Annotated in this window: 29 protein-coding genes and 1 tRNA gene; 19 read left to right on the top strand and 11 right to left on the bottom strand. The window is 52.0% G+C overall.

The features are described from left to right. Positions 1-18: 18 nt before the first annotated feature. From metK to ruvX, 8 genes are all read left to right on the top strand, one after another. Positions 19-1,173: a methionine adenosyltransferase gene (gene metK / locus FTE26_RS15415; RefSeq protein WP_001062128.1), complete on the top strand. Its 1,155-nt coding sequence runs from the start codon at positions 19-21 to the stop codon at positions 1,171-1,173. Positions 1,174-1,608: 435 nt separating this feature from the next. Then, on the top strand, positions 1,609-3,003 hold the full coding sequence (galP, locus tag FTE26_RS15410) for a galactose/proton symporter (RefSeq protein ID WP_001112301.1): 1,395 nt from the start codon (positions 1,609-1,611) through the stop codon (positions 3,001-3,003). A gap of 76 nt (positions 3,004-3,079) precedes the next feature. Next, the gene (locus FTE26_RS15405) at positions 3,080-3,577 is read left to right on the top strand and encodes a SprT family zinc-dependent metalloprotease (protein ID WP_000858396.1); all 498 of its coding nucleotides are present in this window, start codon (positions 3,080-3,082) and stop codon (positions 3,575-3,577) included. 94 nt (positions 3,578-3,671) lie between these two features. Further along, on the top strand, positions 3,672-4,379 hold the full coding sequence (gene endA, locus FTE26_RS15400) for a deoxyribonuclease I (protein WP_000286500.1): 708 nt from the start codon (positions 3,672-3,674) through the stop codon (positions 4,377-4,379). A gap of 79 nt (positions 4,380-4,458) precedes the next feature. Beyond that, positions 4,459-5,190: a 16S rRNA (uracil(1498)-N(3))-methyltransferase gene (rsmE, locus tag FTE26_RS15395; RefSeq protein WP_001222508.1), complete on the top strand. Its 732-nt coding sequence runs from the start codon at positions 4,459-4,461 to the stop codon at positions 5,188-5,190. Positions 5,191-5,202: 12 nt separating this feature from the next. After that, positions 5,203-6,153: a glutathione synthase gene (gene gshB / locus FTE26_RS15390; protein WP_000593284.1), complete on the top strand. Its 951-nt coding sequence runs from the start codon at positions 5,203-5,205 to the stop codon at positions 6,151-6,153. Between the two features lie 108 nt (positions 6,154-6,261). Then, a complete protein-coding gene (locus FTE26_RS15385) occupies positions 6,262-6,825 on the top strand; it encodes a YqgE/AlgH family protein (protein ID WP_001053178.1) in 564 nt (187 codons plus the stop codon). Beyond that, entirely contained in the window at positions 6,825-7,241 is a 417-nt protein-coding gene (gene ruvX, locus FTE26_RS15380) for a Holliday junction resolvase RuvX (RefSeq protein ID WP_000017111.1), read from the top strand. The genes FTE26_RS15385 and ruvX overlap by 1 nt, the downstream gene beginning before the upstream one ends. A 175-nt stretch (positions 7,242-7,416) precedes the next feature. Here ruvX and FTE26_RS15375 read toward each other — a convergent pair whose 3' ends face one another. After that, positions 7,417-8,397, bottom strand: coding sequence for a PilT/PilU family type 4a pilus ATPase (locus FTE26_RS15375; RefSeq protein WP_001055620.1), 981 nt, complete (start codon positions 8,395-8,397; stop codon positions 7,417-7,419). 17 nt (positions 8,398-8,414) lie between these two features. Between FTE26_RS15375 and yggS the strand changes: the two genes are divergently transcribed. From yggS to hemW, 5 genes are read left to right on the top strand one after another with little or no spacing between them, the layout of a single operon-like run. Continuing rightward, positions 8,415-9,119 carry a pyridoxal phosphate homeostasis protein gene (yggS, locus tag FTE26_RS15370; protein WP_000997795.1) on the top strand — a complete coding sequence of 235 codons (705 nt, stop codon included), beginning with the start codon at positions 8,415-8,417 and terminating at the stop codon, positions 9,117-9,119. A gap of 17 nt (positions 9,120-9,136) precedes the next feature. Next, a complete protein-coding gene (yggT, locus tag FTE26_RS15365; RefSeq protein ID WP_085674460.1) occupies positions 9,137-9,703 on the top strand; it encodes an osmotic shock tolerance protein YggT in 567 nt (188 codons plus the stop codon). After that, positions 9,700-9,990, top strand: a complete 291-nt coding sequence (gene yggU / locus FTE26_RS15360; RefSeq protein ID WP_001277222.1) for a DUF167 family protein YggU — start codon at positions 9,700-9,702, stop codon at positions 9,988-9,990. Before yggT ends, yggU begins: the two co-directional genes overlap by 4 nt. A 7-nt stretch (positions 9,991-9,997) precedes the next feature. Then, a complete protein-coding gene (locus FTE26_RS15355; RefSeq protein WP_001174743.1) occupies positions 9,998-10,591 on the top strand; it encodes an XTP/dITP diphosphatase in 594 nt (197 codons plus the stop codon). Next, positions 10,584-11,720, top strand: coding sequence for a radical SAM family heme chaperone HemW (gene hemW, locus FTE26_RS15350; protein ID WP_000239922.1), 1,137 nt, complete (start codon positions 10,584-10,586; stop codon positions 11,718-11,720). The genes FTE26_RS15355 and hemW overlap by 8 nt, the downstream gene beginning before the upstream one ends. A gap of 241 nt (positions 11,721-11,961) precedes the next feature. Here hemW and FTE26_RS15345 read toward each other — a convergent pair whose 3' ends face one another. The 5 genes from FTE26_RS15345 to trmB all read right to left on the bottom strand — a co-directional run bounded on the left by FTE26_RS15345 (position 11,962) and on the right by trmB (position 16,256). Then, on the bottom strand, positions 11,962-12,969 hold the full coding sequence (locus FTE26_RS15345) for a DUF1202 family protein (protein WP_000745217.1): 1,008 nt from the start codon (positions 12,967-12,969) through the stop codon (positions 11,962-11,964). A 116-nt stretch (positions 12,970-13,085) separates the two neighbouring features. Then, positions 13,086-14,132: an L-asparaginase 2 gene (ansB, locus tag FTE26_RS15340; RefSeq protein WP_000394125.1), complete on the bottom strand. Its 1,047-nt coding sequence runs from the start codon at positions 14,130-14,132 to the stop codon at positions 13,086-13,088. Between the two features lie 175 nt (positions 14,133-14,307). After that, positions 14,308-15,027 carry a DUF2884 domain-containing protein gene (locus FTE26_RS15335; RefSeq protein ID WP_000984796.1) on the bottom strand — a complete coding sequence of 240 codons (720 nt, stop codon included), beginning with the start codon at positions 15,025-15,027 and terminating at the stop codon, positions 14,308-14,310. A gap of 183 nt (positions 15,028-15,210) precedes the next feature. Next, positions 15,211-15,537 carry a YggL family protein gene (locus tag FTE26_RS15330; protein ID WP_001107564.1) on the bottom strand — a complete coding sequence of 109 codons (327 nt, stop codon included), beginning with the start codon at positions 15,535-15,537 and terminating at the stop codon, positions 15,211-15,213. Next, on the bottom strand, positions 15,537-16,256 hold the full coding sequence (trmB, locus tag FTE26_RS15325) for a tRNA (guanosine(46)-N7)-methyltransferase TrmB (protein ID WP_000786911.1): 720 nt from the start codon (positions 16,254-16,256) through the stop codon (positions 15,537-15,539). The genes FTE26_RS15330 and trmB overlap by 1 nt, the downstream gene beginning before the upstream one ends. Before the next feature lie 160 nt (positions 16,257-16,416). Here trmB and mutY point away from each other — a divergent pair, with 160 nt between their 5' ends. From mutY to nupG, 4 genes are all read left to right on the top strand, one after another. Continuing rightward, positions 16,417-17,469 carry an A/G-specific adenine glycosylase gene (gene mutY, locus FTE26_RS15320; RefSeq protein WP_001297399.1) on the top strand — a complete coding sequence of 351 codons (1,053 nt, stop codon included), beginning with the start codon at positions 16,417-16,419 and terminating at the stop codon, positions 17,467-17,469. 27 nt (positions 17,470-17,496) lie between these two features. Next, positions 17,497-17,772, top strand: coding sequence for an oxidative damage protection protein (locus tag FTE26_RS15315; RefSeq protein ID WP_000091700.1), 276 nt, complete (start codon positions 17,497-17,499; stop codon positions 17,770-17,772). 64 nt (positions 17,773-17,836) lie between these two features. Then, entirely contained in the window at positions 17,837-18,916 is a 1,080-nt protein-coding gene (gene mltC, locus FTE26_RS15310; protein WP_000760323.1) for a membrane-bound lytic murein transglycosylase MltC, read from the top strand. Positions 18,917-19,117: 201 nt separating this feature from the next. Beyond that, positions 19,118-20,374: a nucleoside permease NupG gene (nupG, locus tag FTE26_RS15305; RefSeq protein WP_001049791.1), complete on the top strand. Its 1,257-nt coding sequence runs from the start codon at positions 19,118-19,120 to the stop codon at positions 20,372-20,374. A 49-nt stretch (positions 20,375-20,423) separates the two neighbouring features. On the opposite strand, the gene speC is transcribed toward nupG, so the two are convergent. Both speC and yqgH read right to left on the bottom strand, forming a co-directional pair. After that, positions 20,424-22,559, bottom strand: a complete 2,136-nt coding sequence (speC, locus tag FTE26_RS15300) for an ornithine decarboxylase (protein ID WP_000839764.1) — start codon at positions 22,557-22,559, stop codon at positions 20,424-20,426. A 161-nt stretch (positions 22,560-22,720) separates the two neighbouring features. Further along, entirely contained in the window at positions 22,721-22,804 is an 84-nt protein-coding gene (gene yqgH / locus FTE26_RS15295; RefSeq protein WP_211180506.1) for a protein YqgH, read from the bottom strand. 152 nt (positions 22,805-22,956) lie between these two features. On the opposite strand from yqgH, the gene FTE26_RS15290 reads away from it, so the two are divergent. Both FTE26_RS15290 and FTE26_RS15285 read left to right on the top strand, forming a co-directional pair. After that, a complete protein-coding gene (locus FTE26_RS15290; RefSeq protein WP_000234514.1) occupies positions 22,957-23,664 on the top strand; it encodes a DUF554 domain-containing protein in 708 nt (235 codons plus the stop codon). A 105-nt stretch (positions 23,665-23,769) separates the two neighbouring features. After that, positions 23,770-23,845 (top strand) — tRNA-Phe (locus FTE26_RS15285). A gap of 148 nt (positions 23,846-23,993) precedes the next feature. Here FTE26_RS15285 and yghD read toward each other — a convergent pair. From yghD to gspK, 3 genes are read right to left on the bottom strand one after another with little or no spacing between them, the layout of a single operon-like run. Next, on the bottom strand, positions 23,994-24,530 hold the full coding sequence (gene yghD / locus FTE26_RS15280; RefSeq protein ID WP_000942795.1) for a GspM family type II secretion system protein YghD: 537 nt from the start codon (positions 24,528-24,530) through the stop codon (positions 23,994-23,996). Position 24,531: 1 nt separating this feature from the next. After that, positions 24,532-25,710 (bottom strand): type II secretion system protein GspL, encoded by a 1,179-nt coding sequence (gene gspL / locus FTE26_RS15275; protein ID WP_000094962.1) that lies wholly within the window; start codon positions 25,708-25,710, stop codon positions 24,532-24,534. Beyond that, positions 25,707-26,684, bottom strand: a complete 978-nt coding sequence (gene gspK, locus FTE26_RS15270) for a type II secretion system minor pseudopilin GspK (protein WP_000633238.1) — start codon at positions 26,682-26,684, stop codon at positions 25,707-25,709. The genes gspL and gspK overlap by 4 nt, the downstream gene beginning before the upstream one ends. Position 26,685: the final 1 nt, after the last annotated feature.

The following is a 26,685-nucleotide window of genomic DNA, read 5'->3' as shown; positions in this document are numbered from 1 at the left end:
CTTTAGGTGATATTAAATATGGCAAAACACCTTTTTACGTCCGAGTCCGTCTCTGAAGGGCATCCTGACAAAATTGCTGACCAAATCTCTGATGCCGTTTTAGACGCGATCCTCGAACAGGATCCGAAAGCACGCGTTGCTTGCGAAACCTACGTAAAAACCGGCATGGTTTTAGTTGGCGGCGAAATCACCACCAGCGCCTGGGTAGACATCGAAGAGATCACCCGTAACACCGTTCGCGAAATTGGCTATGTGCATTCCGACATGGGCTTTGACGCTAACTCCTGTGCGGTTCTGAGCGCTATCGGCAAACAGTCTCCTGACATCAACCAGGGCGTTGACCGTGCCGATCCGCTGGAACAGGGCGCGGGTGACCAGGGTCTGATGTTTGGCTACGCAACTAATGAAACCGACGTGCTGATGCCAGCACCTATCACCTATGCACACCGTCTGGTACAGCGTCAGGCTGAAGTGCGTAAAAACGGCACTCTGCCGTGGCTGCGCCCGGACGCGAAAAGCCAGGTGACTTTCCAGTATGACGACGGCAAAATCGTTGGTATCGATGCTGTCGTGCTTTCCACTCAGCACTCTGAAGAGATCGACCAGAAATCGCTGCAAGAAGCGGTAATGGAAGAGATCATCAAGCCGATTCTGCCCGCTGAATGGCTGACTTCTGCCACCAAATTCTTCATCAACCCGACCGGTCGTTTTGTTATCGGTGGCCCGATGGGTGACTGCGGTCTGACTGGTCGTAAAATTATCGTTGATACCTACGGCGGCATGGCACGTCACGGTGGCGGAGCATTCTCTGGTAAAGATCCATCAAAAGTGGACCGTTCCGCTGCGTACGCAGCACGTTATGTTGCAAAAAACATCGTTGCTGCTGGCCTGGCCGATCGTTGTGAAATTCAGGTTTCCTACGCAATCGGCGTGGCTGAACCGACCTCCATCATGGTAGAAACTTTCGGTACCGAGAAAGTGCCTTCTGAACAACTGACTCTGCTGGTACGTGAGTTCTTCGACCTGCGCCCATACGGTCTGATTCAGATGCTGGATCTGCTGCACCCGATCTACAAAGAAACCGCAGCATACGGTCACTTTGGTCGTGAACATTTCCCGTGGGAAAAAACCGACAAAGCGCAGCTGCTGCGCGATGCTGCCGGTCTGAAGTAATCTTTCTTCACCTGCTTTCAAAGGCCAGCCTCGCGCTGGCCTTTTTCTTTTACCTCACCGCGGTGGATAGGCATTCACGCCGCATCCGGCAAAAAGCTGCCCGCACAATAACATCATTCTTCCTCAACACGTTTTATCGCAAATTATCATCACTACTGAAACCGATTACACCAATAACACCAGCCAAATATTTGTAATATTTTCATATTATTATTCAGTTTTCACAGTTGTTACATTTCTTTTCAGTAAAGTCTTAATTGCAGATAACAGCGTTTAATCTATGATGATATAACTCAATTATTTTCATGCACTTAAACCATAACTAAGATAAATGTTAGTGTAAGCGATTACACTGATGTGATTTGCTTCACATCTTTTTACGTCGTACTCACCTATCTTAATTCACAATAAAAAATAACCATATTGGAGGGCATCATGCCTGACGCTAAAAAACAGGGGCGGTCAAACAAGGCAATGACTTTTTTCGTCTGCTTCCTTGCCGCTCTGGCGGGATTACTCTTTGGCCTGGATATCGGTGTAATTGCTGGCGCACTGCCGTTTATTGCAGATGAATTCCAGATTACTTCGCACACGCAAGAATGGGTCGTAAGCTCCATGATGTTCGGTGCGGCAGTCGGTGCGGTGGGCAGCGGCTGGCTCTCCTTTAAACTCGGGCGCAAAAAGAGCCTGATGATCGGCGCAATTTTGTTTGTTGCCGGTTCGCTGTTCTCTGCGGCTGCGCCAAACGTTGAAGTACTGATTCTTTCCCGCGTTCTGCTGGGGCTGGCGGTGGGTGTGGCCTCTTATACCGCACCACTGTACCTGTCAGAAATTGCGCCGGAAAAAATTCGCGGCAGTATGATCTCGATGTATCAGTTGATGATCACTATCGGGATCCTCGGTGCTTATCTTTCTGATACCGCCTTCAGCTACACCGGTGCATGGCGCTGGATGCTGGGTGTGATTATCATCCCGGCAATTTTGCTGCTGATTGGTGTCTTCTTCCTGCCAGACAGCCCACGTTGGTTTGCCGCCAAGCGCCGTTTTGTTGATGCCGAACGCGTGCTGCTACGCCTGCGTGACACCAGCGCGGAAGCGAAACGCGAACTGGATGAAATCCGTGAAAGTTTGCAGGTTAAACAGAGTGGCTGGGCGCTGTTTAAAGAGAACAGCAACTTCCGCCGCGCGGTGTTCCTTGGCGTACTGTTGCAGGTAATGCAGCAATTCACCGGGATGAACGTCATCATGTATTACGCGCCGAAAATCTTCGAACTGGCGGGTTATACCAACACTACCGAGCAAATGTGGGGGACCGTGATTGTCGGCCTGACCAACGTACTTGCCACCTTTATCGCAATCGGCCTTGTTGACCGCTGGGGACGTAAACCAACGCTAACGCTGGGCTTCCTGGTGATGGCTGCTGGCATGGGCGTACTCGGTACAATGATGCATATCGGTATTCACTCTCCGTCAGCGCAGTATTTCGCCATCGCCATGCTGCTGATGTTTATTGTCGGTTTTGCCATGAGTGCCGGTCCGCTGATTTGGGTACTGTGCTCCGAAATTCAGCCGCTGAAAGGCCGCGATTTTGGCATCACCTGCTCCACCGCCACCAACTGGATTGCCAACATGATCGTTGGCGCAACGTTCCTGACCATGCTCAACACGCTGGGTAACGCCAACACCTTCTGGGTGTATGCGGCTCTGAACGTACTGTTTATCCTGCTGACATTGTGGCTGGTACCGGAAACCAAACACGTTTCGCTGGAACATATTGAACGTAATCTGATGAAAGGTCGTAAACTGCGCGAAATCGGCGCTCACGATTAATCTCCTCAGGCTTCCTCCCATCGCGGAGGAAGCCACCTCTTGCAGTCATCTTTTCTTCGCTCTATCCTCTGCCGCTATGAAAACATCCCGTCTCCCTATCGCCATCCAGCAGGCCGTTATGCGCCGCCTGCGGGAAAAACTCGCCCAGGCCAACCTGAAGCTAGGGCGTAACTACCCGGAGCCAAAACTCTCTTACACCCAGCGCGGAACCTCCGCCGGAACAGCCTGGCTGGAAAGCTATGAAATCCGCCTCAATCCCGTTTTGCTGTTGGAAAACAGTGAAGCTTTTATTGAAGAAGTGGTACCGCACGAACTGGCACATTTGCTGGTATGGAAACATTTCGGCCGCGTAGCGCCACATGGCAAAGAGTGGAAGTGGATGATGGAAAGCGTGCTGGGCGTTCCCGCCCGTCGTACGCATCAGTTCGAACTGCAATCCGTGCGTCGCAACACCTTCCCCTACCGCTGCAAGTGCCAGGAGCATCAGCTTACCGTACGCCGCCATAATCGCGTAGTTCGTGGCGAGGCCGTCTATCGCTGTGTTCACTGCGGTGAACAGCTGGTTGCGAAATAACCATCTGAACTATCAGGAACTTTCCTGATCTGGCTGATTGCATACCAAAACAACTTTCGCTACGTTGCTGGCTCGTTTTAACACGGAGTAAGTGATGTACCGTTATTTGTCTATTGCTGCGGTGGTACTGAGCGCAGCATTTTCCGGCCCGGCGTTGGCCGAAGGTATCAATAGTTTTTCTCAGGCGAAAGCCGCGGCGGTAAAAGTCCACGCTGACGCGCCCGGTACGTTTTATTGCGGATGTAAAATTAACTGGCAGGGCAAAAAAGGCGTTGTTGATCTGCAATCGTGCGGCTATCAGGTGCGCAAAAATGAAAACCGAGCCAGCCGCGTAGAGTGGGAACACGTCGTTCCCGCCTGGCAGTTCGGTCACCAGCGCCAGTGCTGGCAGGACGGTGGACGTAAAAACTGCGCTAAAGATCCGGTCTATCGCAAGATGGAAAGCGATATGCATAACCTGCAGCCGTCAGTCGGTGAGGTGAATGGCGATCGCGGCAACTTTATGTACAGCCAGTGGAATGGCGGCGAAGGCCAGTACGGTCAATGCGCCATGAAGGTCGATTTCAAAGAAAAAGCTGCCGAACCACCAGCGCGTGCACGCGGTGCCATTGCGCGCACCTACTTCTATATGCGCGACCAATACAACCTGACACTCTCTCGCCAGCAAACGCAGCTGTTCAACGCATGGAACAAGATGTATCCGGTTACCGACTGGGAGTGCGAGCGCGATGAACGCATCGCGAAGGTGCAAGGCAATCATAACCCGTATGTGCAACGCGCTTGCCAGGCGCGAAAGAGCTAACCTACACTAGCGGGATTCTTTTTGTTAACCCCTACCCCACGCGTACAACCGCGTGGGGAGACGACGCGGATTTTTAACTATGCGTATCCCCCGCATTTATCATCCTGAACCACTGACCAGCCATTCTCACATCGCGCTTTGCGAAGATGCCGCCAACCATATCGGGCGCGTACTGCGCATGGGGCCGGGGCAGGCGTTGCAATTGTTTGACGGTAGCAACCAGGTCTTTGACGCCGAAATTACCAGCGCCAGCAAAAAAAGCGTGGAAGTGAAGGTGCTGGAAGGCAAGATCGACGATCGCGAATCTCCGCTGCATATTCACCTCGGTCAGGTGATGTCGCGTGGTGAAAAAATGGAATTTACGATCCAGAAATCGATCGAACTCGGTGTAAGCCTCATTACGCCACTTTTTTCTGAGCGCTGCGGCGTTAAACTGGATAGTGAACGTCTGAACAAGAAGCTCCAGCAGTGGCAGAAGATTGCAATTGCTGCCTGTGAGCAGTGTGGTCGTAACCGGGTGCCGGAAATCCGCCCAGCGATGGATCTGGAAGCCTGGTGTGCAGAGCAGGATGAAGGACTGAAACTGAATCTTCACCCGCGCGCCAGTAACAGCATCAATACGTTGCCGTTACCGGTTGAACGCGTCCGCCTGCTGATTGGCCCGGAAGGCGGTTTATCGGCAGATGAAATTGCCATGACTGCCCGCTATCAATTTACTGATATCCTGTTGGGACCTCGCGTTTTGCGTACAGAGACAACTGCGCTCACCGCCATTACCGCGCTACAAGTACGATTTGGCGATTTGGGCTAACGGAGAAGAATAATGATCAAGCTCGGCATCGTGATGGACCCCATCGCAAACATCAACATCAAGAAAGATTCCAGTTTCGCTATGTTGCTGGAAGCACAGCGTCGTGGTTACGAACTTCACTATATGGAGATGGGCGATCTGTATCTGATCAATGGCGAAGCCCGCGCCCATACCCGCACGCTGAACGTGAAGCAGAACTACGAAGAGTGGTTTTCGTTCGTCGGTGAACAGGATCTGCCGCTGGTCGATCTCGATGTGATCCTGATGCGTAAAGACCCGCCGTTTGATACCGAGTTTATCTACGCGACCTATATTCTGGAACGTGCCGAAGAGAAAGGGACGCTGATCGTTAACAAGCCGCAGAGCCTGCGCGACTGTAACGAGAAACTGTTTACCGCCTGGTTCTCTGACTTAACGCCAGAAACGCTGGTTACGCGCAATAAAGCGCAGCTAAAAGCGTTCTGGGAGAAACACAGCGACATCATTCTTAAGCCGCTGGACGGTATGGGCGGCGCGTCGATTTTCCGCGTGAAAGAAGGCGATCCAAACCTCGGCGTGATTGCCGAAACCCTGACTGAGCATGGCACTCGCTACTGCATGGCGCAAAATTACCTGCCAGCCATTAAAGATGGCGACAAACGCGTGCTGGTGGTGGATGGCGAGCCGGTACCGTACTGCCTGGCGCGTATTCCGCAGGGGGGCGAAACCCGTGGCAATCTGGCTGCCGGTGGTCGCGGTGAACCTCGTCCGCTGACGGAAAGTGACTGGAAAATCGCCCGTCAGATCGGGCCGACGCTGAAAGAAAAAGGGCTGATTTTTGTTGGTCTGGATATCATCGGCGACCGTCTGACTGAAATTAACGTCACCAGCCCAACCTGTATTCGTGAGATTGAAGCAGAGTTTCCGGTGTCGATCACCGGAATGTTAATGGATGCCATCGAAGCACGTTTACAGCAGCAGTAACCCACCTTAGCGAGAAGGATCTCGTTGAGACTCTGAGTGACAGCGCCCTTCTTTCCACGCATACTGGGCGCTGTTGCTTTTTTGAACCAGGAAACAGAACCTCTGACAATGAATTTACAGCATCACTTTCTTATTGCCATGCCTGCTCTCCAGGATCCGATTTTCCGTCGTTCCGTGGTCTACATTTGCGAACATAATACCAATGGTGCAATGGGGATCATCGTCAACAAGCCGCTGGAAAATCTCAAAATTGAAGGGATTCTGGAAAAGCTGAAGATCACGCCGGAGCCGCGTGATGAATCAATCCGTCTGGATAAACCGGTTATGCTCGGCGGTCCGCTGGCTGAAGATCGCGGGTTTATTTTGCATACTCCGCCCTCCAATTTTGCTTCCAGCATTCGCATTTCAGACAACACAGTGATGACCACTTCCCGCGATGTGCTGGAAACGCTCGGCACCGATAAACAACCGTCTGACGTATTGGTGGCTCTGGGTTATGCCTCCTGGGAAAAAGGTCAACTGGAACAAGAAATTCTCGATAACGCGTGGCTAACGGCCCCGGCGGATCTGAATATTCTGTTCAAAACGCCGATTGCCGACCGCTGGCGCGAGGCGGCAAAACTGATTGGTGTGGATATTCTCACCATGCCTGGTGTGGCAGGGCACGCCTGATGAGTGGAACCTTACTCGCCTTCGACTTCGGCACCAAAAGCATTGGCGTAGCGGTCGGCCAACGCATTACCGGCACTGCTCGCCCTTTGCCTGCAATTAAAGCACAGGACGGTACGCCGGACTGGAACCTCATCGAACGTTTACTGAAAGAGTGGCAGCCGGACGAAATCATCGTCGGTTTGCCGCTGAATATGGACGGCACCGAGCAACCATTGACTGCCAGAGCGCGTAAATTTGCCAACCGTATTCATGGTCGTTTCGGTGTTGAAGTAAAGCTCCATGACGAACGTCTTAGCACCGTGGAAGCCCGTTCCGGTCTGTTTGAACAGGGCGGCTATCGGGCGCTCAACAAAGGCAAAGTCGACTCTGCCTCTGCGGTTATTATTCTCGAAAGCTATTTCGAGCAGGGATATTAAGGCGATCTAAAAGCCTGGCGGATAGTCGTTACCGCCATCTTGCCGGATGCGGCGTGAACGCCTTATCCAGCACACATCTGGCAGCGGCTGTAGGTCTGATAAGACGCGTTAGCGTCGCATCAGACATTTATTGCCTTTATAGGCCCTATAAACTTGCGCATCGGGCATGGCAACGTCACAAACGCCCTTCCCCCACCCGCTGCTGATAACTCTGCTGAAACGTTAACATCCCCACCTGCTGCCCGGTTTGAATAACATGCGGTAACTGGTGGGTTTTCCCTTCGCGAATCAAATTCCCCACCGCGGGAGTGTTAATCAATAATTCAAACAGCGCCACGCGTCCTTCCTGTTTATCCACTTCCAGCTTTTGTGACAACACGGCCCGTAAACTACCTGCCAGTTGATTACGTACGGGATCTTTTTCCTGCGCCGGAAATGAATCCACCAGTCGCTCAACTGCCTGCGCGGCACCACGCGTATGTAATGTTGCCAGCACCAAATGCCCGGTTTCTGCCGCCGTCAGTGCCAGACGGATTGTCTCGCTGTCACGCAGCTCTCCGAGCAAAATCACATCAGGATCTTCCCGCAATGCGGCCCGCAATCCCGATGCGAACGTCATACAGTGCAAACCAATTTCCCGCTGCTGGATCAAACATCGCTGGCTGGCATAGATATATTCAACAGGATCTTCCAGCGTCAGAATATGCGCATCGGCATGTTGATTGAGATAGCCAACCATCGCCGCCAGCGTGGTAGATTTGCCGCTCCCCGTCGCCCCCGTCACCAGAATCAGGCCATTCTCGCTCTTGAGTAATTCCGGCAATACCGTTGGTGCGCCAAGCTGTTCGAGCTGTGGACAGTGCGAAGGTAACAACCGTAATGCCAGAGAAATACCTTGCCGTTGCGCGAACGCACTGCCACGCAACCGCTGGTTTTCCGCCAGCGACACGGCAAAATCCAGCTGGCCATTTTCCAGCAATATTGCCCGCTGATCGTCATCCAGCCACTCCCGCAGTAGCTCTTCGACGTCCGGCGCATCAAACGGCGCAGCTTCCATTAGCCCGCGAATGCGCCATCGTGCGGGCCAGGCGCTGCACAGGTGTAGATCCGAGACGTTATGCTTTACACTAAGGGCCACAATTTCTTCCATATTCATACTAAGATCCTCGGAAAATGAACGATATTGCGCATAACCTGGCACAGGTCCGGGACAAAATCTCAGCGGCTGCAACGCGTTGCGGCCGTTCTCCAGAAGAAATTACGCTGCTTGCAGTCAGTAAAACAAAACCTGCGAGCGCCATCGCAGAAGCCATTGATGCCGGGCAGCGTCAATTTGGTGAAAACTACGTTCAGGAAGGGGTAGATAAAATTCGCCACTTTCAGGAACTGGGCGTAACAGGATTAGAATGGCATTTTATTGGCCCGTTGCAGTCTAATAAAAGCCGCCTGGTGGCAGAGCATTTCGACTGGTGTCATACCATCGACCGTTTGCGCATTGCTACCCGCCTCAACGATCAGCGCCCGGCAGAACTTCCCCCTCTTAACGTACTGATTCAAATTAATATTAGTGACGAAAACAGTAAGTCCGGGATTCAACTGGCAGAACTGGACGAGCTGGCAGCGGCGGTCGCTGAACTACCGCGTTTACGTCTGCGCGGGCTGATGGCAATCCCTGCGCCTGAGTCAGAATATGTAAGGCAGTTTGAAGTTGCACGCCAAATGGCTGTAGCATTTGCCGGACTGAAAACGCGCTACCCGCATATCGACACGCTCTCTCTGGGAATGTCGGACGATATGGAAGCCGCCATTGCGGCAGGTAGCACGATGGTTCGTATCGGCACTGCAATTTTTGGTGCGCGTGATTACTCTAAAAAATAAGGAATTAAAGGAACGCCATGAATACGTTGACTTTCCTGCTTTCAACGGTCATTGAGCTGTATACCATGGTGCTGTTATTACGCATCTGGATGCAGTGGGCTCATTGTGATTTTTACAACCCCTTCTCACAGTTTGTAGTGAAGGTAATGCAGCCGATTATCGGGCCACTGCGCCGCGTTATTCCGGCAATGGGTCCCATTGATAGCGCCTCGCTGCTGGTTGCGTACATTCTCAGTTTTATCAAAGCCATCGTGCTGTTTAAAGTGGTGACCTTCCTGCCAATCATCTGGATTGCCGGTTTACTGATTCTGCTGAAAACCATCGGCCTGCTGATTTTCTGGGTCCTGCTGGTGATGGCGATTATGAGCTGGGTAAGCCAGGGTCGTAGCCCGATTGAATACGTGCTGATTCAGCTGGCCGATCCGCTGCTGCGCCCGATTCGCCGCCTGCTACCGGCAATGGGTGGGATTGATTTCTCGCCGATGATCCTCGTTCTGCTGCTGTATGTCATCAATATGGGTGTCGCAGAAGTATTACAGGCAACCGGAAACATGCTGCTGCCGGGGCTGTGGATGGCGTTATGAGTGCCGTAACAGTTAATGATGACGGTCTGGTTTTACGGCTCTATATTCAGCCGAAAGCCAGCCGTGATTCTATTGTCGGTTTACATGGCGACGAAGTTAAAGTCGCCATTACCGCGCCGCCGGTTGACGGCCAGGCCAACAGTCATCTGGTGAAGTTTCTCGGTAAGCAATTCCGGGTTGCCAAAAGCCAGGTGGTGATTGAAAAAGGCGAACTTGGCCGCCACAAACAAATTAAAATCATTAATCCGCAACAAATCCCGCCAGAAATCGCGGCGTTAATTAATTAGGTATCCTATGCAAAAAGTTGTCCTCGCAACCGGCAATGCCGGTAAAGTGCGTGAGCTGGCGTCGCTGCTTAGCGACTTCGGTCTTGATATCGTGGCCCAAACAGACCTCGGCGTAGATTCCGCTGAAGAAACTGGCCTGACCTTTATCGAAAACGCGATTCTGAAAGCGCGCCATGCGGCAAAAGTGACCGGTTTACCGGCAATTGCCGACGACTCTGGTCTGGCGGTAGATGTGCTTGGCGGCGCGCCGGGCATTTACTCCGCGCGTTATTCCGGTGAAGACGCGACCGATCTAAAGAATCTGCAAAAACTACTGGAAACACTGAAAGACGTACCGGACGACCAACGTCAGGCGCGTTTCCACTGCGTGCTGGTATATCTGCGTCACGCGGAAGATCCGACTCCGCTGGTGTGCCACGGTAGCTGGCCGGGCGTGATTACTCGTGAACCAGCGGGCACTGGTGGCTTTGGTTATGATCCAATCTTCTTCGTACCTTCCGAAGGGAAAACCGCTGCCGAACTGACCCGCGAAGAAAAGAGCGCCATTTCCCACCGTGGTCAGGCATTGAAACTGCTGTTGGACGCTTTACGTAATGGTTAAATTACCGCCGCTGAGTCTCTACATTCACATCCCGTGGTGCGTGCAGAAATGCCCGTACTGCGATTTCAACTCTCACGCGTTGAAAGGAGAAGTGCCGCACGACGATTACGTTCAGCATCTGCTTTGCGATCTGGACAACGATGTGGCTTACGCTCAGGGCCGTGAAGTAAAGACTATCTTTATTGGCGGTGGTACGCCGAGCCTGCTTTCCGGCCCGGCGATGCAAACGCTGCTGGACGGCGTGCGTGCGCGTTTGCCGCTGGCAGCGGATGCAGAAATTACTATGGAAGCGAACCCTGGTACGGTAGAAGCCGATCGCTTTGTCGATTATCAGCGTGCTGGTGTGAACCGCATCTCTATTGGTGTGCAGAGTTTTAGCGAAGAAAAGCTGAAACGACTTGGGCGCATTCATGGCCCGCAAGAAGCGAAACGAGCGGCAAAGCTGGCGAGCGGTTTAGGGTTACGTAGCTTTAACCTTGATTTGATGCATGGACTACCGGATCAATCACTGGAAGAGGCGCTTGGCGATCTACGCCAGGCCATTGAACTGAATCCGCCGCATCTTTCCTGGTATCAACTGACCATCGAACCCAATACGCTGTTTGGTTCGCGACCACCGGTGCTGCCGGACGACGATGCGTTGTGGGATATTTTCGAACAGGGGCATCAGTTATTAACCGCAGCGGGTTATCAGCAATATGAAACTTCCGCTTACGCCAAACCCGGTTATCAGTGCCAGCACAATCTCAACTACTGGCGCTTTGGCGACTACATCGGTATTGGCTGTGGCGCGCACGGCAAAGTGACCTTCCCGGATGGGCGCATTCTGCGTACCACCAAAACGCGTCATCCGCGTGGTTTTATGCAGGGAAGGTATCTGGAAAGCCAGCGTGATGTCGAAGCTGCAGATAAGCCGTTTGAGTTCTTTATGAACCGCTTTCGCTTGCTGGAGGCCGCGCCACGCGCAGAGTTTAGTGCGTATACCGGGCTTTGCGAAGATGTGATTCGCCCACAGTTAGACGAGGCAATTGCCCAGGGTTATCTCACCGAATGTGCGGATTACTGGCAGATTACGGAACATGGGAAGCTGTTTTTAAATTCGCTGCTGGAGCTTTTTCTGGCTGAGTAAACTTGTATTGCCGGATGCGGCGTGAACGCCTTATCCAGCCTACATGTGGCAACGGTTGTAGGTCTGATAAGACGCGCAAGCGTCGCATCAGACGTTGATTGCCGGATGCGGCGTGAGCGCCTCAGCTGACATGTGGCAGCGGTTGTAGGTCTGATAAGACGCGCAAGCGTCGCATCAGACGTTGATTGCCGGATGCGGGGTCAACGCCGCATCCTGCTACAAATCGTGCACTATATCAAACTTACTTAATCACCCCATTGCGCCGCAGTTGTTCGGTATCTTTTTTCCAGCGTTCATTAGCTTGGTTGATATCGTCAATTTTCATCAAAATCGCGACTTTTTTACTGTTTATTTCTGAAACTTTCATCGTTAACGGATATTGCCCTTTTTCAAGCGTTACCCAGTCATCCTGCAATTTACGGCTGAGTTTTTGTGATTGCAGAAAAGTCTGTCGCCGTTGTTCGTTGATATCGAAATCTCGTTTCTGCTGAATCGGCACTTCATAACACTCTTCACTCTGTTTATGACATGCCGCAATCGCCGGTTGATAAACCTCTTTGTCATATTTAACCGCGAACGCCTCGCTATCGTTCTGTTTATTAAACTCATCACGCTGTTGGTGAATTTTTTTAAAGGCTTCTTCGCGGGTCATTTGCTTACCGTTTGCATCTTTTCCCCAATATGCATCCGCTGCTTTCTGCGCCGCCACCATTTGCTTATCAAGCGCTTTCACTTCCTTTTCCAGCGCAGGAATCGAGTTCTTCTGGGTATTCAACGCAGATTCAAGCTGACTAAAGCGATAATTGAAATCTTCGCTATTCACGATCAGATATTTATTATTCGTTTTGATATCGTCGACCACCCGCCCACGATCGCTGGCTGCCGCCTGAAAAGAGTAAAAGTTCACCGACCAGCCAGACGCGGGCGTTCCTTTACTGGTTAACATCGCCGAGAATTTTACCGGTTTATCTTTCGTCCAGGTCTGTTCGAGCAGTTCGTAATCTGCCAACTGACCGACCCAGGTATAGAGATCGTCACTGGAAGAGACATCGCCTTCCGCTGACCAGGTGGCCTGATTACCCTTAGCATCAAGATTTTTTAAGGTGATAGCATCAAGCTTGAGAATGCCGTGATACTGCTTTTTGAATTGATCTTTTAAGATATTTTCAGTTGGCGGTTCGCCATCTGCCCAGGCATTACCAGTCATCAACATAAGCAGTGCCGTGCCAACAATCCATTGCTTTTTCACCCGAAAAACCTCACGCGGAATAATTTATTCCGGTGATTATCATTAGGGTAATGAAAATTGGCAATGGACGTGAGTCTGAAGTGAAAAAGCCCCGGCACGATACCGGGGCGAGGCGATTAGTACTGATTGAAGATCTGCTGGATCTGCTGCGGATCTTTGGTTTGCGTCAGAGCCAGTTGCAGCAGAACGCGCGCTTTTTGCGGGTTCAGCGTGCCAGAGGCGACGAAGCCGTATTTCGCATCATCCACTTCGGCATCCTGAGTGGTAGCGCCCGTCGGTACGCGGGAAGAACGCACGACTGCAGTACCGTTTTTCGCGGCGGTCGCCAGCGTGTCGAACACAGATTTATACAGGTTGCCGTTACCCACACCAGCGCTAACGATGCCATCATAGCCCGCATCTACCAGTGCTTTAGCCGGAAGATCGGATGCGTTAGCGTAGTTATAAACAATGCCGACTTTCGGCAGTTCATTCAGCTTAGAGACATCGAATGGCGTGTCGCTGGTATGCTTACGTGCCGGGGTACGCTGGTAGTCAATCTTACCGTTGTGAATGTAACCCAGAGGACCGTAGTTAACAGACTTGAAGGTCGCTACGTCGGTGGTGTTGGTTTTGGTGACGTCACGGCCATCAAGCACGGTGTCATTCATCACTACCAGCACGCCACGGTTGGCGGAGGCTTTATCAGCTGCGGTCACTACCGCGTTATACAGGTTGAATGGACCGTCTGCGCTCATAGACGTGGACGGACGCATTGCGCCGACCATCACCACCGGTTTGTCGCATTTCACCGTCAGGTCGAGGAAGTAAGCAGTTTCTTCCATCGTGTCGGTACCGTGGGTAATGACGAAGCCGTCGGTCTTATCGCAGTCGGTGTTAATTTTTTTCGCCAGTGTCAGCCAGACATTATCGTTCATGTCCTGGGAGCCGATATTCACTACCTGCTCGCCTTTAACGTTCGCAATGTCCTTCAGTTGCGGCACCGCATTAACCAGATTTTCTACGCCAACTTTACCCGCTGTGTAGTTAGATTTGGTTGCGGAGTCACCACCACCGGCAATGGTCCCGCCGGTTGCTAAAATGGTGATATTGGGTAATGCCAATGCTGCACCACTAAAACCCATAACCAGTGCGGCAAGTGCCGTCTTTTTGAAAAACTCCATTTCATTCCTCCAGTTACGTGAACGCTACGCATTATCCCTTAGCTTTGTATGGGAAATTTGACGTTAAACAATTTACAACGTGAATATATTTTGGAGATCTACAAAGTTAGAGGCAGGTAACAAAACGAAGAATTAAACGGCATAAAAAAGTATTATGCCGTCTTAAAATAGAGGATTATTTTAAATTCCCGACCAGGGCTTTGCGGCTATCTTCCAGAGTCACAACACGGCTACAAACATCTTTGCCAAACTGCTGGAAATCTTTTTCCTGCTTTTTCCACTCGGTTTGGATTGAGGATTGCAGCCCCCCCAGGCTTCCCAGCACATTCTGTAATGGGTTACCGCCGCTTTTCAACACCGCTTTCGCGCCCATTTCATTAATGCTGTCCTGTAAAATTCCACCCATTGCCTGATTCACTAATTGCTGGCCTTCGGCGCGAACCTGATCAATGGCTTTATAGTGAAACGTCAGGCCATCGCTGCGCGTTTCGATAATGCGGTTCATCTGCTCTTTCAGCTGCGCATCAAGTTTGGTCAGACGGCTGCGCATTTTGCTGCTTTCGCCCATCTCCTGAACGATAATTTTATCCAGCGCAATACGGGCTTTTTCGACGCGGCTTTTCGCGCCTTCATCAATCCACGGCAGCGTGCTGCGTAGTTCAGCCTGATAATCCTTCGCCTGCTCGCGCTGGGCGGCATTCAGGGAATATTGCTTACCGTTATACATCACGTTGCCGTCTGGCGTGATCACCAGATTGCCGTTTTCGCCCTTCACCTGCACGGTTTGCGGGCTGACAATCACATCGTCACGCGGCGTGACGCTGCACTGGTAGTCGGCGTGAGCGGTCATTGCCGTCACTGAAAGTGCTGCCGCCAGCAGCATTTTGCGCATCATAGTCTTCCCTCAAGAAAAAATCAGGCCAGCATTTGCTGGCCCCAGATTGATAACAAAGTACGCGTTTTCCATGCCGGATGCGGCGTAAACACCTTATCCCGCCTACTCGATCGTGCATCTTTCCAGGCCTGATAAGCGTAGCGCATCAGGCAGTTTTGCATTTGTCATCGCCCGTATGCTTTCTTAGTCCCACCAAACGTCGAAAAGTTCGCTGGTGCGTACCTCATCCAGTTTGCGCTCTTCCAGCCACTTACGCACAATCGCCTGATGTTCTTCGGTGCATTTGCCGATTTCCTGCATGCAGATCAGACCTTCCCAGGCCAGATAACCGCTGCCGTCAAAGGCCAGTTTGTTCGGTTCGATAACCTCGTTAATAAAATCATCAACGGTTTTATCAATCTGTTCTTCCGATGTACCTTCCGGGAATCGCCATGCCACCGAAAATCCTAATTCCTGGAATTCGTCGATGTGCATTTTTTTACGCAGACGACGGCTACGGTTCTTTGCCATTATTTCACCCTCTCGAACATTAAGTCCCATACTCCGTGACCAAGACGATGACCACGTTGTTCAAATTTCGTCACCGGACGTGATGCCGGACGCGGTACGTAATCATTGCTCTCTGACAGGTTTTTATAACCGTCAATAGAAGACATCACTTCAAGCATATGTTCCGCATAAGGTTCCCAGTCGGTCGCCATATGGAATACGCCCCCCAGCTGCAGTTTGCTTTTTACCAGTTCGGCAAACGGCACCTGTACGATACGGCGTTTATTATGGCGCGCTTTGTGCCACGGGTCAGGGAAAAAGAGCTGCACCATGCGCAATGAATTGTCAGGAATCATTTTATGCAGCACTTCAACCGCATCGTGACACATCACGCGCAGGTTGCTTAAACCTTCTTCATGCGCAGAAGCCAGGCACGCACCAACGCCCGGTGAATGCACTTCAATGCCGAGGAAGTCCTGCTCAGGGCGATCTTTAGCCATTGCCACCAGCGACGCCCCCATGCCAAAACCAATCTCAAGCGTCACCGGCGCTTCACGGCCAAAAAGCGCGGGGAAATCCAGCATATCTTCGCTGAACTCAACGCCCATCACCGGCCAGTAGTTTTCCAGCGCATGTTCCTGGCCTTTGGTCAGTCGCCCCTGGCGGCGCACAAAACTACGGATACGGCGCAGTGGGCGGCCGTTTTCATCAAATTCCGGTGAAATGACGTCGTTTTTCATAAAGATTTAGTCGCTTGTGAAAGTGTTCTGAAAACGGGCATTATCCAAAGTTAGTTGCCGGATGCAAGCATGATAAGGCCGTGGCTGCGGAAAGTTCCGGTTTACACCCTGCCGTCGCTGTGCTGCAATCTTGCCCCCAACAACAGTGAATTCGGTGACCATGCAAGCGTCGCAATTTTCAGCCCAGGTTCTGGACTGGTACGATAAATACGGGCGGAAAACGCTGCCCTGGCAAATTGACAAGACGCCCTACAAAGTATGGCTCTCAGAAGTGATGTTGCAACAAACTCAGGTTGCGACCGTTATCCCCTATTTTGAACGCTTTATGGCGCGCTTCCCGACGGTGACCGATCTCGCCAATGCGCCGCTCGACGAAGTTCTCCACTTGTGGACCGGGCTTGGCTATTACGCCCGCGCGCGCAACCTGCATAAAGCGGCACAACAAGTGGCGACCTTACACGGCGGTAAATTCCCGGAAACCTTTGAAGAAGTCGCGGCGTTACCGGGCGTCGGGCGTTCCACCGCAGGCGCGATTCTCTCGCTTTCTCTGGGTAAGCACTTTCCGATTCTCGACGGTAACGTCAAACGCGTGCTGGCGCGCTGCTATGCTGTAAGCGGCTGGCCTGGGAAAAAAGAGGTCGAGAATAAATTATGGAGTTTAAGCGAGCAGGTGACGCCCGCGGTCGGCGTGGAACGGTTTAATCAGGCGATGATGGATTTGGGCGCGATGATTTGTACGCGCTCGAAACCGAAATGTTCGCTCTGTCCGCTACAAAACGGATGTATTGCCGCCGCCAACAATAGCTGGTCGCTTTATCCGGGCAAAAAACCGAAACAGACGCTGCCGGAGCGCACCGGCTACTTTTTGCTATTACAGCACGAAGATGAAGTATTGCTGGCGCAGCGTCCGCCGAGCGGATTGTGGGGCGGTTTATACTGTTTCCCGCAGTTTGCCGACGAAGAAAGTTTGCGGCATTGGCTGGCGCAACGGCAGATTGCTGCCGATAACCTGACGCAGCTGACCGCGTTTCGCCATACTTTCAGCCATTTCCACTTAGATATTGTGCCTATGTGGCTTCCCGTGTCGTCATTCACCGGCTGCATGGATGAAGGCAATGCGCTCTGGTATAACTTAGCGCAACCGCCGTCAGTTGGCCTGGCGGCTCCCGTGGAGCGTTTGTTACAGCAGTTACGCACTGGCGCGCCGGTTTAGCGCGTGAGTCGATAAAGAGGATGATTTATGAGCAGAACGATTTTTTGTACTTTCCTGCAACGTGAAGCAGAAGGTCAGGATTTTCAGCTGTACCCCGGCGAGCTGGGAAAACGCATCTATAACGAGATCTCCAAAGAAGCCTGGGCGCAGTGGCAGCACAAACAAACCATGCTGATTAATGAAAAGAAACTCAACATGATGAATGCCGAGCACCGCAAGCTGCTGGAGCAGGAGATGGTCAACTTCCTGTTCGAGGGTAAAGAGGTGCATATCGAGGGCTATACGCCGGAAGATAAAAAATAAAAACAGTGCCGGAGCACGCCTCCGGCAACTTGCATAAAAACAAACACAACACGCACCCGGAATGATGAAAAAATATCTCGCGCTGGCTTTGATTGCGCCGTTGCTCATCTCCTGTTCGACGACCAAAAAAGGCGATACCTATAACGAAGCCTGGGTCAAAGATACCAACGGTTTTGATATTCTGATGGGGCAATTTGCCCACAATATTGAGAACATCTGGGGATTCAAAGAGGTGGTGATCGCCGGTCCTAAGGACTACGTGAAATACACCGATCAATATCAGACCCGCAGCCACATCAACTTCGATGACGGTACGATTACTATCGAAACTATCGCCGGGACAGAACCTGCCGCGCATTTGCGCCGGGCAATTATCAAAACGTTGCTGATGGGTGACGATCCGAGTTCGGTCGATCTCTATTCCGACGTTGATGATATTACGATTTCGAAAGAACCTTTCCTTTACGGTCAGGTGGTGGACAACACCGGGCAGCCGATTCGCTGGGAAGGTCGCGCGAGCAACTTCGCGGATTATCTGCTGAAAAACCGTCTGAAGAGCCGCAGCAACGGGCTGCGTATCATCTACAGCGTTACCATTAACATGGTGCCGAACCACCTTGATAAACGTGCGCACAAATATCTCGGCATGGTCCGCCAGGCGTCACGGAAATATGGCGTTGATGAGTCGCTGATTCTGGCGATTATGCAGACCGAATCTTCCTTTAACCCATATGCGGTCAGCCGTTCCGATGCGCTGGGATTAATGCAGGTGGTACAACATACTGCCGGGAAAGATGTGTTCCGCTCGCAGGGGAAATCCGGCACGCCGAGCCGCAGTTTCTTGTTTGATCCTGCCAGCAATATTGATACCGGCACCGCGTATCTGGCGATGCTGAACAATGTTTATCTCGGCGGAATTGATAACCCAACATCGCGGCGTTATGCCGTCATCACCGCCTATAACGGCGGCGCAGGCAGCGTGCTGCGAGTCTTTTCGAATGATAAGATTCAGGCTGCCAATATTATTAACACCATGACGCCGGGCGATGTTTATCAGACGCTGACGACCCGCCATCCCTCTGCGGAATCTCGCCGTTATCTTTATAAAGTGAATACCGCGCAAAAATCCTACCGCCGCCGATAATTCCATTAACCGCCCCTGACGATGCTCAGGGGCAAAAATGTTACCCACATCACAATTTCGTTTTGCAAATTGGGAATGTTTGCAATTATTTGCCACAGGTAACAAAAAACCAGTCCGCGAAGTTGATAGAATCCCATCATCTCGCACGGTCAAATGTGCTTTTTCAAACACTCATCCGCATCACGATGTGAGGAAATTAACATGAATCTTAAGCTGCAGCTGAAAATCCTCTCTTTTCTGCAGTTCTGTCTGTGGGGAAGTTGGCTGACGACCCTCGGCTCCTATATGTTTGTTACCCTGAAGTTTGACGGTGCTTCTATTGGCGCAGTTTATAGCTCACTGGGTATCGCCGCGGTCTTTATGCCTGCGCTGCTGGGGATTGTGGCCGACAAATGGTTAAGTGCGAAATGGGTATATGCCATTTGCCACACCATTGGCGCTATCACGCTGTTCATGGCGGCACAGGTCACGACACCGGAGGCGATGTTCCTTGTGATATTGATTAACTCGTTTGCTTATATGCCAACGCTTGGGTTAATCAACACCATCTCTTACTATCGCCTGCAAAATGCCGGGATGGATATCGTTACTGACTTCCCGCCAATCCGTATCTGGGGCACCATCGGCTTTATCATGGCAATGTGGGTGGTGAGCCTGTCTGGCTTCGAATTAAGCCACATGCAGCTGTATATTGGCGCAGCACTTTCCGCCATTCTGGTTCTGTTTACCCTGACTCTGCCGCATATTCCGGTTGCTAAACAGCAAGCGAATCAGAGCTGGACAACCCTGCTGGGCCTCGATGCATTCGCGCTGTTTAAAAACAAGCGTATGGCAATCTTCTTTATCTTCTCAATGCTGCTGGGCGCGGAACTGCAGATTACCAACATGTTCGGTAATACCTTCCTGCACAGCTTCGACAAAGATCCGATGTTTGCCAGCAGCTTTATTGTGCAGCATGCGTCAATCATCATGTCGATTTCGCAGATCTCTGAAACCCTGTTCATTCTGACCATCCCGTTCTTCTTAAGCCGCTACGGTATTAAGAACGTAATGATGATCAGTATTGTGGCGTGGATCCTGCGTTTTGCGCTGTTTGCTTACGGCGACCCGACTCCGTTCGGTACTGTACTGCTGGTACTGTCGATGATCGTTTACGGTTGCGCATTCGACTTCTTCAACATCTCTGGTTCGGTGTTTGTCGAAAAAGAAGTTAGCCCGGCAATTCGCGCCAGTGCACAAGGGATGTTCCTGATGATGACTAACGGCTTCGGCTGTATCCTCGGCGGCATCGTGAGCGGTAAAGTTGTTGAGATGTACACCCAAAACGGCATTACCGACTGGCAGACCGTATGGTTGATTTTCGCTGGTTACTCCGTGGTTCTGGCCTTCGCGTTCATGGCGATGTTCAAATATAAACACGTTCGTGTCCCGACAGGCACACAGACGGTTAGCCACTAATTACGCAAAGAAAAACGGGTCGCCAGAAGGTGACCCGTTTTTTTTATTCTTACTTCAACACATAACCGTACAACCGTTTCATGCCATCCGCATCGGTTTCGCTATAAACACCTTGCAGCTCCGGCGAAAATCCCGGCAACAAATTCACCCCTTCTTCCAGTGCAAGGAAATAACGTTGAACCGCCCCACCCCAGACTTCCCCGGGTACCACGCAAAGCACGCCAGGTGGATAAGGCAACGCCCCTTCTGCCGCAATTCGCCCTTCGGCATCACGAATCCGCACCAACTCCACTTCACCGCGAATATAAGCGCTATGCGCATCCTGGGGGTTCATCACCACTGACGGGAAACTCTGCTGGCGGAACATCGCTTTTTGTAGGTCTTTGACGTCGAAACTGACATACAGATCGTGCATCTCCTGACACAACTGGCGCAGGGTGTAGTCGCGATAGCGCACCGGATATTTGTTATAAACGCTCGGCAACACCTCAGCCAGCGGCGAGTCATCCTCAATATGCTGTTCAAATTGCGCCAGCATCGCCACCAGTTGTGCCAGCTTCTCGTGGCTTTCCGCCGGAGTTAATAAGAACAGAATGGAGTTGAGATCGCACTTCTCCGGCACAATGCCGTTCTCACGCAGATAGTGCGCCAGAATCGTCGCCGGAACGCCAAAGTCGCTATATTCGCCAGTTTCGGCATTGATACCTGGTGTAGTGAGTAACAGCTTGCACGGATCAACAAAATACTGATCCGCGGCATATCCTTCAAAGCCGTGCCACTTCGCCCCCGGCTCAAAACTGAAAAAACGGCGGTCGCTGGCTAACACAGATGTCGGATAATCCTGCCACAATTTGCCATCAACAACGGGCGGGATAAACGGGCGGAACAGCTTACAGCGCGCAAGAATAGCCTTGCGCGACTCAATACCCAACTCAACGCACTCAGCCCACAGCCGACGCCCACTCTCCCCTTCATGAATTTTGGCGTTAACATCCAGTGCAGCAAACAGCGGATAGAAAGGGCTGGTAGAAGCATGGAGCATAAAGGCGTTATTCAACCGCTTATGCGGGCAAAAACGCGCCTGTCCGCGGATATGGTTATCTTTTTTATGGATCTGCGACGTCTGTGAGAATCCAGCCTGCTGTTTGTGCACCGACTGGGTCACAAAAATCCCCGGATCGTTTTCGTTAAGTTCTAACAGCAGCGGCGAGCTATCCGCCATCATCGGGATAAATTGTTCGTAACCGACCCACGCGGAATCAAACAGAATGTAATCACACAGATGCCCAACGGTATCGATCACCTGACGGGCGTTATAGACAGTTCCGTCATAGGTTCCCAGCTGAATAATCGCCAGGCGAAACGGGCGCGGCAGCTCGGCTTTTTCTGGCGCAACGTCGCGAATTTGCTGGCGCAGATACTCTTCATTAAAACAGTGCGCATCAATACCGCCAATGAAACCAAACGGGTTGCGTGAAGCTTCCAGATAGACCGGCGTCGCCCCCGCCTGAATCAGCGCGCCGTGATGATTCGACTTATGGTTGTTACGGTCGAAGAGCACCAGATCGCCACGCGTTAACAGCGCATTCGTCACCACTTTATTCGCTGCCGATGTGCCGTTCAGCACAAAATAGGTTTTATCGGCATGAAAGACTTTGGCTGCGAATTTCTGCGCATCTTTCGCCGATCCTTCATGAATAAGCAGATCGCCCAATTTTACGTCAGCGTTACACATATCGGCGCGAAAGACGTTCTCACCAAAGAAATCGTAAAAATGGCGTCCGGCAGGATGCTTTTTAAAAAACGCACCATGTTGATGTCCAGGGCAAGCAAAGGTGCTGTTGCCCATCTCAACGTACTGCGTCAGCGTGTCATAAAACGGTGGCAGCAAATTCTCTTCATACTGACAGGCTGCGGATTCCAGCTCCAGCCACTGCTGCTCGTTGCCGTTGATTACCGCCGTAACGCCCGCAGGTAATTCAACAGCATGTTCGGAATACAAAAACACCGGTAGATGAAAACCGGTGCGCTTAAGCAACGCAAGAATGCCACTGCGACTATCCGCAGCGGTAATGACGACTGCCGCGACGTCCGTAAAATCAGTATCTCCCAACGCCACCACGCGACGATGAGAAGAAAGTCGGGATACCAGTTCACTACTGGCGGCAATATTCATTGATTTCATAAGCGCAAACCCGTTTCGGGGAAGTAAGAATACCGGACAAGGTGGAAAACCCTGCCCCATGAGATATGGGTCAAACTGGTCACCAGCTCCGACCGCCAGACATCAGTAAAAGCAGAAACGCTCTGATTTTACTGTTGTCCTGCAGTGAGCGTGCGTTAACTTCACCGCATGAGCAGTAACATAGAAAGGGAAACGTTTCGCGCGAAACGGCGATAAGCGAGAGAATGTAAGGAGATGGCGTGCATCGGGCAAACTCCGTACAGAGAGGAGAAAATTCGCGCAATCATGGCACCTTTCGCTAAAGCGTGCAAGCCAGGACTTTGCGACCAGACAAGCCATCAACAAGGCAAAAAGTTCATAATAAGAAAATCAAACAATACAGCTAACAGGAACTCTTGTGGTCATCGGCCCTTTTATCAACGCTAGTGCAGTCTTACTGGGTGGCGTTCTCGGCGCACTGCTCAGCCAACGCTTACCGGAACGTATCCGCGTCTCCATGACATCTATTTTTGGTCTGGCATCGCTGGGGATTGGTATTTTACTGGTTGTGAAATGCGCCAACCTTCCAGCGATGGTTTTAGCTACGCTACTTGGCGCTCTAATTGGCGAAATTTGTTTGCTGGAGAAAGGTGTCAATACAGCAGTCGCCAAAGCACAAAATCTGTTTCGTCACTCACGTAAGAAGCCAGCGCATGAATCTTTTATTCAGAATTATGTCGCGATTATTGTCCTGTTTTGCGCCAGCGGCACCGGGATCTTCGGGGCGATGAACGAAGGGATGACCGGCGATCCGAGTATTTTAATCGCCAAGTCATTTCTTGATTTCTTTACGGCGATGATCTTCGCCTGCTCGCTGGGTATTGCGGTGTCGGTAATTAGTATCCCATTACTGATCATCCAGTTAACGCTGGCGTGGGCTGCCGCGCTGATATTACCGCTGACCACACCGTCGATGATGGCAGACTTCAGCGCCGTAGGCGGTTTATTGCTGCTGGCAACCGGATTACGCATCTGTGGCATTAAAATGTTCCCGGTGGTCAACATGCTTCCAGCACTCCTTCTGGCAATGCCGCTTTCCGCCGCCTGGACCGCCTGGTTTGCCTGACAATGCGTGCAATAGCGGCAAAGTGATGATAGATTGTGCAGTCTGCAGTAAATTGAAGAAATTTGATTGACGAGACGAGGCGAATCAGGTTTAATGCGCCCCGTTGCCCGGATAGCTCAGTCGGTAGAGCAGGGGATTGAAAATCCCCGTGTCCTTGGTTCGATTCCGAGTCCGGGCACCACTAATTCTTAAGAACCCGCCCACAAGGCGGGTTTTTGCTTTTGGATCTGACAATAACCTTCACGAAAAAAGTTTGCTTATAAAGTCTGGGGGAATTACTCTCGCCACGTTAACGAGAGTAATTTTATTGATACTAATCTCCTGATACTTTACCCCCGTCCAAACTCCAGCCGCTGCACATTCACCATCCCAGTCTTCTCAGCAGCACTGGCATCAATTTGTGTCACCCGCAGCGCATACTTTTCATCCAGCGCGTTTAACCAGTTCAGCAGGTCATTAAACACCACCGGATCTATCCAGACCTGAATATTCTCCCCACGCTCGGCTATCCGCTTGATGACTACCGAGTGCGCGGAAGCGCTGTCACTGATAACCCGCGATACCTGCGCAGGCGTTGTTGTGGCGGATTTTCGCGCCGCCATAATATCCGGCGCGGCGCTCCTCAGTCTGGTGTTCATCGCCACCAGTTGCTGCAACATTGTCTCCTGTTGTTCTATCCGTTCGCTCAACGGCTGCCAGATGAGGACGTAATATCCGACGCTAAACAGGAACACCACCGCTGCCAGTAACATGCCCTTTTCACGCGGAGAACGCCCCGCCAGGTGTTGTGCCAGCCAGTGTTCGCCACGGCTTAACTGGCGTTCACGCCATTGCTGAAAATAGTGAATAAATTTATCGCGTAACATGTTATTTCCTCCGCAACGTTACGCCGCCGGAAACCGCATCACCCTCTTTCTGTAACGCGTCCTGTTGCACAACATAATCGGTTGCCAGTGCACTACGCAGTTTGTCGAAACTGGCAAAGTTCGCGGCCCGTAGCTGGAGGTGAAGTATCTGGCGTTTTTGATCAAAGGTAAAACCACGCATTTCGATGTCGGAAAGTGACGCTGATTTCAGGGTGCTGGCTATCGCTGACAACTCGGCGAGCAGCCGGGTATCGTCGGCCTGTGGGCGATATTTTTTCAGCGCCATCGTCACCTGAGAGCGTAAATTCACAATCCGCTTCTGCTCCGGGAACAACGTTAAGAACTGTTCCTCCGCCTGGGTGCGGCTTTGCGCCACCTGTTCGCTGACGCTCCATAACGTCACGCCCCGCTCCACTGCCAGCGCAACCAGAATCAGCAATATCGGCAGAATCATCACCCGCCAGCGCGCCCACTGTTTTCGGTAGCTGACGCGAGGCTGCCACGGCCCTGTCAGCAGGTTCCCTTCCGGTTCGCCATAAGTGGTAATGGCGGGCAGAGCTGTAACGGTCAGGCGTTCAGCGTCTGCGCCAGCCCATGCTGATAGCTTTTCCGGTGCAATGCCGACTACGGTTAGCGAAAGCGGTAAATCCTGCTCATTGAGCTGGGCGCGGAACATGACCGGAGCCAGCGCCAGCCCGGCGCTCCATCCCCGGCATTCATCGATGCGGCAGATAACCCGTTGCGCATCGCAAGCCATAAACCCACAAGGAATGGACATCCAGTCCGGCGCGACGGTAGCGCGGGTGATGCCGTTTTCCTGCAACCACTGCGCAATGTTGCGCATATGCTGTTGGTGAATCACTGCTACGGTTGCCAGTTGCTGGTCGATATTCAACGGGGCGAAATGCAGTTCATCGATATCCTGGTTCAGCTCTTCTTCCAGTAAGGCGGGCAGAATGGTCGGTATCTGCTTACGGGCGACATCAGGCAGTTCAACCTGCCAGACGCTGATCCATTCGCCGGGAATGTAGAGTCGAATCGCATCAGTTTGCAGCCATTGCTGGAGCTGTTCGTTAGCAACGTCAGACCAGATACCGTGCTCCACATCGGGTGTACGGCGCTGCCAATGGATGGGATCAGCGGCGCAAAGCGGGAAAAAAATCTCAAGGATGGAACTCACTCACTTTCTCCTGTCTGATGCCAGAGAACCGAAAAGTGTTGTGGGCCCATGCGGACAATTAACGAGTTCATCGTCAGTTCAATCTCATTCACGGTGATATCTGAACGCAGCCAGAAGTAATTGCTGTCCACGCTCAGGACGGTTTTTAGCTGTTTTTTAGTACGCTCATCGACGTCAGCAAGTAGCGGCTGTGCAAGAAACTGATCGACATCTTCCCAGCCCTTCGCCGGACGTTGTTGTAATAACGCCCGCGCCTGAACAGGGCTTAACCACGGGTCAAACAGCGCCTCAAGAATCACACTTTGCGTGACGTCTAAAGTATTGATGTTGATTTGCTGGCGGGTCATCGGCAGCGCACAGACCAGCGGTTTCAGTTTTTGATAAAGCCCGGCGTCCATTCCCTGCACCACGCGCATCTCGCTGATATCGGCCAGCGGTTGATTGGCGGCGTAGAAAGGCACCGAGCGGGCGAGATATTCGCTGTCTTCACGGCCCAGACGCGTCTGCACGCTGCGGTCTTCATCAATAAACTCCCACAGGCTTTCGGCTATCAGTTCGGCCCGATAAGCAGGCACATCCAGGCGCGTGATCAGGGCAATCAGTTGTTGTACCGCGAGCGGACGCGACGCCGTTGTGGGCTGAGCGAGGGCATTCAGGTTAAAGCAGGCCTGTGCGTCACGCAGAGTGACGGCGATTTGCCCCTGCGGCAGTGGGAAAAAACGAGGGCCGGAAGCCCACGGCTGTTCCAGATGCACGCGCTTTTCATTTTTCAGGCTCAGACTGAGCGCGCTCAGCGCCAGGCTTTCTGCACTGGCGCTGTACCACAGCGCCTGCTGGTACTCCTGCTGGCTGCGCGTTCTTCCCAGTTGCTGCTGCATCCGCCCGGAAAGCGTGATGGTTACCAGCATCATAACTGCCAGCAATACCAGCACCACGACCAGTGCCATTCCGCGTTTTGGTGGTGAGGTGATCATG

It is taken from the genome of Escherichia sp. S10b, from assembly GCF_028421345.1.
Classification (GTDB): Bacteria; Pseudomonadota; Gammaproteobacteria; order Enterobacterales; family Enterobacteriaceae; genus ECMA0423.
Note: the sequence above shows the minus strand (reverse complement) of the source record. Positions and strands in the feature narration are given on the sequence as shown.